This window comes from Butyrivibrio sp. NATIVEDY162 (assembly GCF_045999815.1).
GTDB lineage: Bacteria > Bacillota > Clostridia > Lachnospirales > Lachnospiraceae > Butyrivibrio.
The window spans coordinates 2,753,373-2,766,243 of sequence record NZ_CP172573.1; the positions used below are offsets into that span (position 1 = coordinate 2,753,373).

Annotated in this window: 12 protein-coding genes; all 12 read left to right on the plus strand. The window is 40.9% G+C overall.

Annotated features, from left to right (window positions below; genetic code table 11):
- Nucleotides 1-87 precede the first annotated feature (87 nt).
- The gene (locus ACHCNF_RS11905) at nt 88-960 is read left to right on the plus strand and encodes a hypothetical protein (RefSeq protein WP_408070006.1); all 873 of its coding nucleotides are present in this window, start codon (nt 88-90) and stop codon (nt 958-960) included.
- Nucleotides 961-966: 6 nt separating this feature from the next.
- Nucleotides 967-1,845 (plus strand): diadenylate cyclase CdaA, encoded by an 879-nt coding sequence (cdaA, locus tag ACHCNF_RS11910; protein ID WP_408070007.1) that lies wholly within the window; start codon nt 967-969, stop codon nt 1,843-1,845.
- Nucleotides 1,842-3,122 (plus strand): CdaR family protein, encoded by a 1,281-nt coding sequence (locus ACHCNF_RS11915; RefSeq protein ID WP_408070008.1) that lies wholly within the window; start codon nt 1,842-1,844, stop codon nt 3,120-3,122. Before cdaA ends, ACHCNF_RS11915 begins: the two co-directional genes overlap by 4 nt.
- 20 nt (nt 3,123-3,142) lie before the next feature.
- Nucleotides 3,143-4,492, plus strand: coding sequence for a phosphoglucosamine mutase (glmM, locus tag ACHCNF_RS11920; protein ID WP_408070009.1), 1,350 nt, complete (start codon nt 3,143-3,145; stop codon nt 4,490-4,492).
- Between the two features lie 14 nt (nt 4,493-4,506).
- Nucleotides 4,507-4,770, plus strand: coding sequence for an HPr family phosphocarrier protein (locus ACHCNF_RS11925; RefSeq protein ID WP_408070010.1), 264 nt, complete (start codon nt 4,507-4,509; stop codon nt 4,768-4,770).
- A gap of 134 nt (nt 4,771-4,904) precedes the next feature.
- The gene (gene rfbD, locus ACHCNF_RS11930; protein ID WP_408070011.1) at nt 4,905-5,783 is read left to right on the plus strand and encodes a dTDP-4-dehydrorhamnose reductase; all 879 of its coding nucleotides are present in this window, start codon (nt 4,905-4,907) and stop codon (nt 5,781-5,783) included.
- A gap of 15 nt (nt 5,784-5,798) precedes the next feature.
- Nucleotides 5,799-7,595, plus strand: a complete 1,797-nt coding sequence (locus ACHCNF_RS11935; RefSeq protein ID WP_408070012.1) for a DUF8201 family protein — start codon at nt 5,799-5,801, stop codon at nt 7,593-7,595.
- Nucleotides 7,596-7,658: 63 nt separating this feature from the next.
- Nucleotides 7,659-8,600, plus strand: coding sequence for a GDP-L-fucose synthase family protein (locus ACHCNF_RS11940; RefSeq protein WP_408070013.1), 942 nt, complete (start codon nt 7,659-7,661; stop codon nt 8,598-8,600).
- Between the two features lie 5 nt (nt 8,601-8,605).
- The gene (locus tag ACHCNF_RS11945) at nt 8,606-9,538 is read left to right on the plus strand and encodes a glycosyltransferase family 2 protein (protein ID WP_408070014.1); all 933 of its coding nucleotides are present in this window, start codon (nt 8,606-8,608) and stop codon (nt 9,536-9,538) included.
- Entirely contained in the window at nt 9,538-10,311 is a 774-nt protein-coding gene (locus ACHCNF_RS11950; RefSeq protein ID WP_408070015.1) for a glycosyltransferase family 2 protein, read from the plus strand. The genes ACHCNF_RS11945 and ACHCNF_RS11950 overlap by 1 nt, the downstream gene beginning before the upstream one ends.
- A 10-nt stretch (nt 10,312-10,321) precedes the next feature.
- Entirely contained in the window at nt 10,322-11,737 is a 1,416-nt protein-coding gene (locus ACHCNF_RS11955) for a sugar transferase (protein ID WP_408070016.1), read from the plus strand.
- Complete coding sequence (locus ACHCNF_RS11960) at nt 11,738-12,871, plus strand: YveK family protein (RefSeq protein WP_408070017.1); 1,134 nt, start codon at nt 11,738-11,740, stop codon at nt 12,869-12,871. It abuts the gene before it with no gap.

Below are 12,871 nucleotides of genomic sequence, written 5' to 3' on the forward strand. Positions count from 1 at the left end.
TCTTTACTGGAAATACGAGAATATATTAAGAATTTTTATGTTAAATACGAATTGTACATTACGTACGTTTGGAAGTTTTTGCTTTCTTTGATAGCACTTACAATGATTAGCAATAAGATCGGGTATCAGACCAATCTGACAAAACTGCCTATATTGCTGATGGCTTCACTTCTGTGTTCAATAATGCCACAGAACTTTATGGTACTTGTTTCTGCAGGATTTATTCTTGCACATCTATACAAGCTCTCCATTTTTTGTGCGGCAATAGCACTTATTGTTTTTCTTTTGATGTTTCTGCTTTACTTCAGATTTTCACCGAAGGATACAATCGCAGTAATGCTGACGCCCATGTGCTTTTATATCGGCGTACCTTATGTGATGCCTATTGCACTGGGACTTATGGGAACCCCCACATCCATCATTTCGATGGCATGCGGAATCATAGTTGCCTTTTTTGTAAACTATATTTCAGGCAGTGCCACGACACTTACGGATGGGAAGATGGAAGAGGCAGCTGCACAGTTCCAGACAATTATCTCAGAGCTGTTAAACAACAAGAGTATGTGGGTGTTTGTGGGCGCATTTTCAATTACGCTTGCAATAGTTTATTTCATCAGAAGGATGTCCATTGATCATGCCTGGACAATTGCAATAGTATCGGGTGCTCTTGCAGATATCGTATGTCTGCTTATCGGAGATATGATATATACTACAGAGCTTTCATTTGTAGGGGTTATTTTTCAGACATTCATTTCGATAGTATTACTCCTGATTCTTCAATTCTTTGCGTTTAATCTTGATTACTCGAGAATTGAGAAGGTACAGTTCGAGGATGATGAATACTACTATTATGTAAAGGCAGTTCCGAAGGTTACGGTTTCCACTCCTTCACCGAAGGTAAAGAGAATCAGCGGACAAAGTGCCGGAAAAGATTACAGAGGCAAAGATAGAGGCGAGTAATTTTAAATGCAACATATCGGATTTTTTCTTGAAAACAATCTGACAAACCTGCATATGCCTACGGTCAGGGCTCTCGATGTTGTGGAGATGCTGATAATAGCATTCCTGATCTATCATATTCTGGTTTGGGCTAAAACGACGAGACTATGGTCCCTTCTAAAAGGGGTCGTAGTTATTGTTGTCTTTATAGTTATTGCTGCTGCATTCAATATGTCTACAATTTTGTGGATAGTACAGAATGTATTCGGTATCGCAGTAACTGCAATGGTTGTCATCCTGCAGCCGGAGCTGAGGAAGGCACTTGAAGGTATCGGACGAAGAAACTTCCTTCACGGATTATTTAATTTTACTGAAGCAACCGAAGAGGGAAGATTTTCGGATAAGACCATAAACGAGATAATAAGAGCCTGTGTAGAGATGGCGAAGGTTAGAACAGGAGCTCTTATTGTAATTGAGCAGCTCTCATCTTTAAGTGAGTATGAGAGAACAGGTATTGATATAGATGGCATTATCACAAGTCAGCTGCTTATCAATATTTTTGAGCATAATACACCTCTTCATGACGGAGCGGTTATAGTAAGGGGAGACAGAATCACTTCCGCAACATGCTATCTGCCTCTTTCTGACAATATGGAACTTGGTAAAGAGCTTGGAACAAGACACCGTGCAGGTGTCGGAGTATCTGAGGTTACGGATTCTCTTACTATAATAGTCTCAGAAGAGACAGGAAAAATAAGTGTGGCATACATGGGCGAGCTTGAGAGAGGCGTGGACAGTGAAAGATTAAGAGAAAGACTGCGCCAGATCCAGAACAAGAGCCCTGAGGATAAAAAGAAAAAGAATAAAATAATAGGAAACAAAAAAGGGAAAGGAATTGCAAAATGAAGAAGCTTAATTTGACTGCCAACCTTGGGCTGAAGATTGCTTCACTTTTATTTGCAGCACTTCTTTGGTTCCTGGTTACGAATATAAGTGATCCGGTAGATTCGGTGAGATTCAGCAATGTGCCGGTTACTTTGAGAAATACTAACAGCATAACGGATAACAATCAGGTTTATCAGGTTCTTGATGACAGTGATGTTATTTCCACAGTATCTGTTTATGCGCCGAGATCAATTGTTGATTCTTTGAGTAAGGATAATATCGTTGCGATAGCAGACCTTGAAAATACAACCAACATAAACGGTACATATTTTGTTGCCATTACCCTGCAGACTAACAAGTATTACAATCAGATACAGAGTATTTCAGGAAGTATAGATGCCGTCCAGCTCAGTATTGAGAACAGAGCTTCAAAGACTCTGGCTATTTCAGCCACTACAACGGGTACCTTGACGGATGGGTATATAATAGGTGATGTTGTTACTGATCAGAACCAGATAAGAATCACGGGTCCTGAATCCGTAGTTGAAAGCGTTAAGGATGCACAGGTTAATGTCGAGGTAACAGGCTATACCACTAATATTGGAACTAATGCTGAGATACATCTCTATAATGAAGATGGTGACGAGGTGTCTAAGGACAGCCTGAAGCTCAGCAGTTCTTCTGTGGGAGTTTCTGTTAATATCCTTGCTACCAAGAGAGTTCCGATAACTTATCAGATATCAGGAATTCCTGCTGAAGGTTATGTGGCTACCGGTGTAATAGAATCAAATCCCGAGGACGTGCTTCTTGCAGGAAGAATGTCGGTCCTTAATAAGATTGATTCCATATCAGTATCTGATGCATCACTTGATATAACAGGACTTACAGGCAATCTTACAAAGACTATAGACCTGTCAGGATATCTGCCGGGGAATGTAAGCTTTGGTGATCCGGATTTTAACGGAATAGCAACTGTGGTTGCTTATATTGATAAGAAGAATGACAAGACAGTCAGTGTGCCGTACAGCCAGATAGAATTTACAAATGTTCCTGAGGGCTATGAGGCAGAGCTTGTCAGTGATGACAAGGCATTTGATTTGCTTGTCAGTGGCCTTTCTGATAAAGTAAACAGAATTGATCCTGATGATGTATCAGGTGTTGCGGATCTTTCTCAGATAGAAGCTGAGGGCGATGATTTGTCAGGCGATTATACTGTTAATGTATCATTGCTTTTACCCGGCGGAGTTACTACTAGTGACATGATCAGTGTTACTGTAAAGCTGACGAAGACAGAGTAAATTTTGGAGGATAGATAATAATGTCTAGATTATTTGGAACAGATGGAGTAAGAGGCGTAGCCAATGATGAGCTGACACCGCTTCTTGCCATGCAGCTCGGACAGGCAGGAGCATATGTACTGTCAAAGGAGAATAAGCATAAACCCACCATTATGGTAGGATGCGATACAAGACTTTCAGGAGATATGCTTGCTTCAGCACTCATGGCAGGAGCCTGCTCAGTAGGTGCTAATGTTGTTAATGTGGGGGTTCTTCCTACACCTGCAGTTGCGTTCCTTACCAGAAAATATCGAGTTGATGCGGGAGTAGTCATTTCAGCTTCTCACAACCCTATGGAGTTTAATGGAATAAAGTTCTTTGATGGTAACGGGTTCAAGCTTCCTGATGCTATGGAAGATGAAATCGAAGATCTCATACGACACAATCTTGAAGGCGTAAAAATGCCTACAGGTGCCGGTGTCGGTAAGATAAAGAACCGCACAGATGCGCGTGAAGAGTATATCAATCACAATCTTACATGTGTTGATGTAAGGCTTGATGGATTTAAGATAGTTATGGATTGTGCGGAGGGAGCAAGCTCATATACATCTGTTGAAACTATAAGACAGACAGGTGCGCAGGTTATAGCAATTCACACCAATCCTGATGGCACAAACATCAATGCCAACTGCGGCTCAACACATATGGAAGAGCTGATGGGACGAGTTGTTACCGAAAAAGCGGATATCGGACTTGCCTTTGACGGTGATGCAGACAGATTCCTTGCAGTAGACGAGAAAGGTAAGCTCGTTGACGGCGACGAGATAATGGCAATTATCGGTAAGCACATGAAGGATAATGGTGACCTTAAGGGTGATACCATAGTTGCTACTGTAATGAGTAACCTCGGATTCTTCAAAATGGGAGAGCGTGAGGGAATAAAAATCGAGAAGACTAAGGTTGGAGACAGATATGTGCTGGAGCGCATGAAAGAAATAGGCGCAAACCTTGGCGGCGAGCAATCAGGACACATTATTTTCCTTGATGATAATACAACCGGAGACGGACTTTTATCAGCACTCCATCTTCTTAAGGTTATGAAGGACACAGGCAAGAAGCTTTCAGAGCTGTCCGGGGTTATGGAGGTTATGCCTCAGGCTCTGTACAATGCAACAGTGCCTACTCATAAGAAGGACCATTATATGGAGTACCCTGAGATTGCAAAAGCAATTGAGGAGCTTGAAAAGAAATTCGCCGGAGATGGAAGGGTACTTATCAGACCTTCAGGGACTGAACCCCTTGTTCGTGTAATGATAGAGGGAAAAGATCAGAAGGTTATAGATGAAGAAGCGAAAAAACTTGCAGAGTTGATACAGGATGTAATGCTTTAATAGAGGAAATATGTATGATTACACAGAAAGTGGTTATTAAAAACCCAACAGGGCTTCACTTGCGCCCTGCCGGAAATTTATGTAAGGTTGCGATGAACTATAAATCGCATATCACATTTATGTATGGAGATAATTCAGCGAATGCTAAAAGCGTGCTAAGTGTTCTGGGAGCGTGCATCAAATGTGGAGATGAACTTGAGTTTAAGTGCGAGGGGCCTGATGAGAATGAGGCTATGGAGGCACTTATTAAAGCTATAGAGAATGGGCTTGGTGAATAAAATACTGAAAAAAGGGCGGACGGCATTTTTGTCGTCCGTATGCTTGTTTCATAGGGAATATATTTTTTAGCTGATATATCGTTAATAAATACTGTTTTACAGGATAATTCAATATATAAGAAAGGCAAAGTCTTATGAAAAAAATTATTGTAACTGGATGTAATGGACAGCTGGGAAGAGCGGTAAATCTGGAACTTGGAAAAACCGGAGAGTATGAGCTTGTAAATACAGATGTTTTTCAGGGAGAAGGCATTACGCCCCTTGATATTACCAATGTTGATGCGGTTACTACTCTTGCAAGAGAGGTAAAGCCATACGCCATTATTAACTGTGCTGCTTATACCGCAGTGGATGCACAGGAGAGCGATGTGGATCTTGCTTATAAAATAAATGCAATAGGACCTAGAAACCTGTCAATTGCAGCTACTGACACAGGAGCAAAGCTTGTTCACATTTCAACAGACTATGTTTTTGCAGGCGACGGAAACAGACCATATACTGAGTTTGATAAAACAGGTCCTGTGAGTAAGTACGGAATAACAAAGCTTGCCGGCGAACAGTTTGTTGAGAAATTTGCAAAGAACTATTTTACTATCAGAACAGCCTGGCTATACGGAGATGGTAAGAATTTTGTTAAAACCATGCTCGGCCTTTCCGAGAAACATGATGAGGTCAGCGTTGTGTGCGATCAGCTTGGTACCCCTACAAGTACTTACGAGCTTGCAAGAGCTATTCATTATCTTCTTGAAACAGAGAATTATGGCCTGTTCCACGGAACCTGTGAAGGCGATACCAACTGGGCTGACTTTACTGAGGAGATATTCAGACTGGCAGGAAAATCAACAAAGGTTAATCACGTTACAAGCGCAGAGTATTCAGCAAAGAATCCGCAGGCTGCACCAAGACCTGCTTATTCTATACTTGAGAACTATATGTTCAAACTTACATCTGACTTCATGTTTGCAGATTGGCACGAAGCTATCGAGAGATATCTTAAAGAGCTGCTTGGTTAAAAGGTAAAACTCTAAATGCTGGCTGTAATCGCTAATTGGATATATGTAATAATAACTACATACATAATTGGGTTTGCTGTGCTTGAGGGAATTGCATCCATAAGCTGTATGCATGTTTCCAAGGGACAAAAAAGATTTGTCTATTCATTTAAGTATAATGAGAGCTATCTTGTTGCAGGCATTCTGGTGGTAAATGTATACGCTGAGCTCTTTAGTCTGATAAGCAGGGTATCGCTGGCTGCCAATCTTGTGCTGATTCTGGCTTGTGCACTGTTATATTATGAGTACAGAGAGGCCATGAATGAGAGATTGATAAATGGGATTGGCAGAGTTATCAGTACCGGAAGTGCATGGCTCTATCTGGCGATTTTTCTGCTCATGGCTTATGGTACATCCCATGGCTTAATGCATTATGATACTGATCTATATCATGCACAGGCTATCAGGTGGATAGAAGAGTTTGGAACAATAAAGGGACTTGGAAATCTACATCTTAGACTTGGCTATAACAGCGCTTCCTTTGCGCTTTCTGCTCTTTACAGCGGATCATTTTGGGGAAAACAGATGCATGCCATGGCAGGTTATTTTGCTTTGCTGCTGGCTTGGCTATGTGCTGATCTAAAGAGTATCGAAAGAAGAGGGCATGTGATACTATCGGATTTTGTAAGAGTAACAGCTATTTATTATCTGTTTACAATATTTGATGAGATGGTATCGCCTGCTTCTGATTACTTCATGGCGACTATGGTATTTTACATAGTCATTCAGTGGCTGGATTTGAATTCTTCCAGGGAAAGGGCCTTTTTGCCTTATGCTCTTTTGAGTATTTGCGCTGTTTATGTTACAACCATAAAGCTATCAGCAGCACCTCTGTTACTCCTTTCACTGCACCCTATTATTCGTATATCGAAAAAAGAAAAGAAAAAAGGTTTGACACCAATAATGCTGAGTGTGCTATTTTGCCTTATTATAGCTGCTCCGTATTTTGTAAGGAATGTAATACAGACTGGATGGCTGATATATCCTTTTACCGGAATTGACCTCTTTAATTTTTCGTGGAAGATACCGTTTGCAACTGCTCTTAGTGATGCGAATGAGATAACTGTGTATGGCAGAGGCTTTACTGATCCCTCTAAGATAAGTGAGCCATTAAGAGACTGGTTTCCGGAATGGTATACAGGGCTTTCGAAGGTTAATAAAGGAATGCTTATTCTTGATGCTTTGAGTATTCCTGTCTATATCGGATGTGCAGGCTACTACATAGTCAGAAGGATTTTCAGGAAAAAGAAAAAAGCTTTTCCCGGGGATGAGACTATTTCAAAAATATTTCATCTTAGCCGCAGAAGGACTGTTTCTCTCTCGGATTTTCTGTTCATTGAAGGCGTTACCTATATTTGCCTTGTGTACTTTTTGCTGACATCACCACTTATCCGATACGGATGTGTGTATTTGTGGCTTCCTACGGTGATCATGATGGGACGCTTTGTGATTCTTTTTGATAATCGCTTTGATGAAAATATTAAGAGATATATTTACAGGATTGCAGTAGCTTTGTTTGCTGTTTTTATGATGTTTAAATTCGGAGTTCTTATAAGAGACGATTATCCGAGATTTAAGCCATCTTATCTTGTAGCACAACAGCCTTACAACAGCTATGTATTAAAGGAAAAGCAAATTAACGGAAATGTATTCTATTACCCAGAGGAAGGAGACAGAACAGGATACGAGCTGTTTCCCTCAACACCCAATCCCGACGGATTCAACATGGGAGGGGATAAGATAACGGATGGCTTTTTGCCTAACTTCGAGTAAATTGGAAAAAACCGCTAAAATAGAGTAAAATAAAGTATTGTAGTTTGGAATGGAGATATAGTTATGGAAAAAAATGCAAAGATATATGTAGCCGGTCATCGCGGAATGGTTGGATCAGCAATTGTAAGAGAGCTGGAAAGACAGGGCTATACAAATATAATTACCCGTACACACAAGGAACTTGACCTCACAAGGCAGGATGCTGTTGAGGAATTTTTTTCTAAGGAAAAGCCTGAATATGTTTTCCTTGCAGCTGCAAAAGTTGGCGGAATTGAAGCTAACCAGAGTGCACTTGCTGATTTTATGTACGAAAACATGATACTTGAGATGAATGTTATCAACTCAGCATGGAGGAATGGCTGTAAGAAGCTTGAATTCCTTGGATCATCCTGTATTTATCCCAGAATGGCACCTCAGCCTATGAAGGAAAGTTGCCTTCTTACAAGTGAACTGGAGAAGACAAATGAGGCATATGCCCTTGCTAAGATTTCAGGACTTAAGTATTGTGAGTTTTTGAACAGACAGTATGGAACAGATTATATTTCTGTTATGCCTACAAATCTGTACGGACCTAATGATAATTATCATCCCACACATTCACATGTTCTTCCTGCGATGCTCAGAAGATTCCATGAGGCTAAGGAAGCAGGACTTAAGAAGGTGACATGTTGGGGAGACGGATCACCCCTTCGTGAGTTTTTGTATGTTGATGATCTTGCTAACCTGTGTGTATTCCTTATGAATAATTATAGCGGCAACGAGACAGTTAATGCCGGAACAGGTAAGGAGCTTACAATAAAAGAGCTTGCTGAGACAATCGCCAGAGTAGTCGGTTATGAAGGAGAAATTGAGTGGGATACAACAAAGCCCAACGGAACACCCAGAAAGCTTCTTGATGTGTCTAAGGCTGCCGGACTCGGATGGACTTACAAGACAGAGCTTGAGGATGGAATCAGGCTTGCCTATGAAGACTTTTTGAACAACCCTATGAGAGCGGAGAGATAAAGACAATGCAGCTTATTAGTATAATCGTTCCTTGCTATAACGAAGAGGAAAACATAAAAGATTTCTATGATGAATTGATGAAGACAGAGGCCTTTTTCAAGGAGCATGAAGTTGAGTTTGAGATAATATATGTTAATGATGGCTCTAAAGACGGTACTGTAGCAGAGGTTAAGAAACTTCATGAGATGGACGAAAGAGTTCATCTTATAAACTTCTCAAGAAATTTTGGCAAAGAATCAGCTATATATGCAGGATTACAGAAATCAAAGGGCGATTATGTCGTTATGCTTGACTGTGACCTTCAGGATCCGCCGGCGATGCTTCCGGAGATGTATGGGTATATTGTAAATGAAGGCTATGATTCCGTAGCAACAAGACGTGTTACCAGAAAGGGAGAGCCTCCCATAAGATCTTTTTTTGCACGCAGATTCTACAGCCTTATAAATAAGATGTCCAAGACTGAGATTGTCGACGGAGCCAGGGATTACAGACTTATGACCAGACAGTTTGTTGATGCAATACTGTCTATGGAAGAATATAACCGATTTTCAAAGGGTATTTTCGGTTGGGTTGGATTTACAACCAAATGGCTGGAGTTTGAAAATATTGAGCGCAAAAAGGGAGAGACCAAGTGGTCCTTCTGGAAGCTGTTTTTATATGCACTTGATGGAATTATGGCATTTTCAACGGTGCCACTTGCTTTTTCATCCATTCTTGGTGTGATATTCTGCTTCCTTGCTCTGATATTAATTATTGTAACTATCATCAGGAAGGTCGCTTTCGGAGACCCTACCAGCGGATGGCCGTCACTTGTGTGCATCATATCTCTGGTAAGCGGTGTTCAGCTGTTCTGCCTTGGAATTGTGGGTCAGTACCTCAGTAAGACCTATCTTGAGGTAAAAAAGAGACCTATTTACATTGTTAAGGAAGAGCTTTGATGAAAAGTGACAGAAGCCTGGGTAATCGAATCAGTATCGTTGTTCCCGTATTCAACGCACAGGACTATATTCTCGATACCATAAGAATGGTCCAGCGTCAGACATATGAGAATTTCGAACTTATATTGGTTGATGATGCATCTTCAGACAGGAGCACAGAGATAATTAATGCAGTGCTTGGCGAGGGCGATAACAGGATTAAGCTGATACGAACAACTGTTAACAAGGGAGCTGCTTCTGCAAGAAACGCCGGGATAAGCGCTGCCACAGGAAGATATCTGGCATTCCTCGACGCTGATGATGTATGGATGGAGGACAAGCTTGAAAAAGAGCTGGCTTTTCTCAGAGATAAGGATGCTGCCTTTGTTTTTACAGCATATGAATTTGGCGATGAAAATGCCAAGCCTACCGGTCGGGTAGTTCATGTACCGGAAAGTCTTTCTTTTAGAGAGGCACTTTCAAGAACGGTTATCTTCACTACAACCGTTATGATAGATATGGATAAGCTCTCTAAGGATACGATTTACATGCCGCTTATAGAGAGCGAGGATACTGCCACCTGGTGGTCGATTTTAAAGAGGGGAACAGTTGCATACGGACTTGATGAAGTTCTTGCAATTTACAGACGTCCTCACAAATCGCTATCATCAAATAAGTTTGCGGCAATCCGAAGAATTTGGGGACTGTATAGAAAAATAGCCGGATTATCGGTGATCTCAAGCCTCTTCTATTTTATGGGATGGGCTGTAAGAGCGACTCTTCGAAGGCTATAAGGGTAATTGTATGAAACAGGTTGAATCTATAAAAAGAGTATTTGTATTATGCCTTGGACTTATAGGTCTTTTGATTCAGACCGCCGTTTATGGCTATTTTTGGTTTAAAATATATTATCCGGTTTTATCTGCACCGCGAATCAGTGTGGACGGATATATGCTGGGAAACGGACTTAAGCTGTATTTTAGGGGACACTTACTGGTTATTGCCATTTATTTTGTCCTTATGCTCTTTTTCTCGAATACATATGGCGGATTGAAGATAGGATATCTCAAGTCTATGGATATCTTTCTTTCACAGATATTCGCCCTCTTTATGGTGAATGTTATCTCCTATTTTCAAATATCACTGATGAGAAACTGGCTGGTGCCGATATATCCCATGCTGGAGATACTTGCAATTCAGATGGTTCTCTCGTTCTTGTGGGCGGTATGCACCAACTGGCTGTACAGGAAGATCTTCCCTGCGAGGCAGATGCTTCTCGTAAGCGGAGAATATCCGGTTGATGATATCTTACGTAAATTTAATTCCAGACAGGATAAATATAATATTGTAAAGTGTATGAATATCAGTGAAGGCCTGATGTCCATCGAAAGAGAATGCCTTGAGCGATACGATGCAGTTGTTATCTGGGATATTCCTACCAAGGAAAGAAATAAACTTCTGAAGTTTTTGTATTCAAATTCTATAAGAGTTTATATGATGCCCAAGATTACAGACGTTCTGGTCAAGGGCTCGGAACAGCTTCATATTTTCGACACTCCGGTTTTACTTTTAAGGGAATATTACCTCAAGGTAGAGCAGCGTGCGATAAAACGAATCATAGATGTGATCGGTTCACTTATTTTAATAATCCTTACATCATGGATAATGCTCATTACTGCAATTATTGTAAAGCTCTATGATGGCGGACCGGTGCTTTATAAGCAGATTCGATGCACGGAAAATCAGAAAGAGTTCAAAATCATGAAGTTCAGAAGCATGAGGGTGGATGCCGAGAAAGATGGCGTTGCAAGACTTGCCACCAAGCATGATTCCAGAATTACTCCTATTGGAAGATTTATCAGAGCATGCAGAATAGATGAGCTTCCGCAGCTTTTCAACATCTTAAAAGGTGAGATGTCCTTTATAGGACCAAGACCCGAGAGACCTGAGATCATAGCTCAGTACATGGAGACTATGCCTGAATTTGCTTTCAGAATGAAGGTTAAGGCAGGACTTGCAGGTTATGCTCAGGTTTATGGTAAGTACAATACTACTCCATATGATAAGCTGAAGCTTGACCTTGCATATATCGAGAACTATTCTGTATGGCTTGATATTAAATTGATGCTGTTAACACTCAAGATACTCTTTACTCCTGATGCGACTGAGGGAGTAGAGGAAACTCAGACTACGGCACTTAAAAACTCCGGTGAAAATTAAATGGCTACTAAAAGAGAAAACTACGACAACGAAATACTGAATCTCAGAGCTTTTTATCTGGTGCTTTTAAAAAAGTTGTGGATACTTCCCATAGCTGCGGCTACGGGCGCCATAATAGCGGGAATCATTTATTTTTTGGCGAATGTAGTTTATGCTCCTGCCAGAAATTATGTTACTGAATCAACTCTGTACATTTATTTTGCATATGATGAGAACAAAAAGGCAGAAGTTGATTTCTATAATGCATATACCTGGAACATTCTGGTTAAGGCAGAGGATAGTAATCTTGAGATAAAAACTGATTACAATATTCTTGATAAAATAATGGAGAACCTTGAAGATGCCGGTTATAAGGAAGGAGTCAACATCACAAGAGAAGAGGTTGTGTCCTCGGTTAATGCTGATATTCCTTCAGATGTCAGGGTAATGATCTTCAAGGTATCCAATCCTGACAGAGAAAAATCCGGAGCAATTGCTGATGCTGCAAATGATGCACTTGTGGAGTATGGCAAGGCAAATTATGCATTCACAAGTATCGAGATTCTTGGAAGATCAGATACAAAGCTGGAGCTTATCCCTGACAGAATGGGTGTAGCTGTGATATTTGGTGCGGTTTTAGGATTTGTTTTGTCAGTGCTTACGCTGATTTTTTCCAAGGCCATGGATGATGCAATATATGTCCCTGAGGATGCAGAGAAAAGATATAATCTTCCTGTGCTTGGTGTTCTTAGCGGAGAGGGTGCAGAGGAGCCTTCATTTTTTAGAAATGAACTTCTTCTTTCTGTTAAGTCTCAGCTAAAAGCAGAGAAGAGCCTTGTACTTATAAGCGCAGATGATAAGACCGGCTCGGAAAAAGCAGAGATAATTGCCAAGAGGCTTAAGGAAGTGGTAGGAAACGGATTACCGGATGGAATGCCCACGATACAGCCTATGAGTCTTCCGGGGAATGACAATGATTCAGCGCAGCAGCTTTCAAATGTTGATGGTGCGATAATTGCAATCAGTATGGGCACACACAACGGAGCTATGACAGAGCATCTGATATCACTTTTAAAGAAGCTTGGATGCAAGGTTTGCGGAATAGTTGTTACGGACGCTGATATGAAGCTTTTAAACAGATATCTGGGGCTTTAA

Bases quoted from the DNA above. Each gene is read 5' to 3' on its own strand.
- cdaA (WP_408070007.1), top strand. From the start codon at position 967: ATGCAACATATCGGATTTTTTCTTGAAAACAATCTGACAAACCTGCAT.
- ACHCNF_RS11915 (WP_408070008.1), top strand. From the start codon at position 1,842: ATGAAGAAGCTTAATTTGACTGCCAACCTTGGGCTGAAGATTGCTTCA.
- glmM (WP_408070009.1), top strand. From the start codon at position 3,143: ATGTCTAGATTATTTGGAACAGATGGAGTAAGAGGCGTAGCCAATGAT.
- ACHCNF_RS11925 (WP_408070010.1), top strand. From the start codon at position 4,507: ATGATTACACAGAAAGTGGTTATTAAAAACCCAACAGGGCTTCACTTG.
- rfbD (WP_408070011.1), top strand. From the start codon at position 4,905: ATGAAAAAAATTATTGTAACTGGATGTAATGGACAGCTGGGAAGAGCG.
- ACHCNF_RS11935 (WP_408070012.1), top strand. From the start codon at position 5,799: ATGCTGGCTGTAATCGCTAATTGGATATATGTAATAATAACTACATAC.
- ACHCNF_RS11940 (WP_408070013.1), top strand. From the start codon at position 7,659: ATGGAAAAAAATGCAAAGATATATGTAGCCGGTCATCGCGGAATGGTT.
- ACHCNF_RS11945 (WP_408070014.1), top strand. From the start codon at position 8,606: ATGCAGCTTATTAGTATAATCGTTCCTTGCTATAACGAAGAGGAAAAC.
- ACHCNF_RS11950 (WP_408070015.1), top strand. From the start codon at position 9,538: ATGAAAAGTGACAGAAGCCTGGGTAATCGAATCAGTATCGTTGTTCCC.
- ACHCNF_RS11955 (WP_408070016.1), top strand. From the start codon at position 10,322: ATGAAACAGGTTGAATCTATAAAAAGAGTATTTGTATTATGCCTTGGA.
- ACHCNF_RS11960 (WP_408070017.1), top strand. From the start codon at position 11,738: ATGGCTACTAAAAGAGAAAACTACGACAACGAAATACTGAATCTCAGA.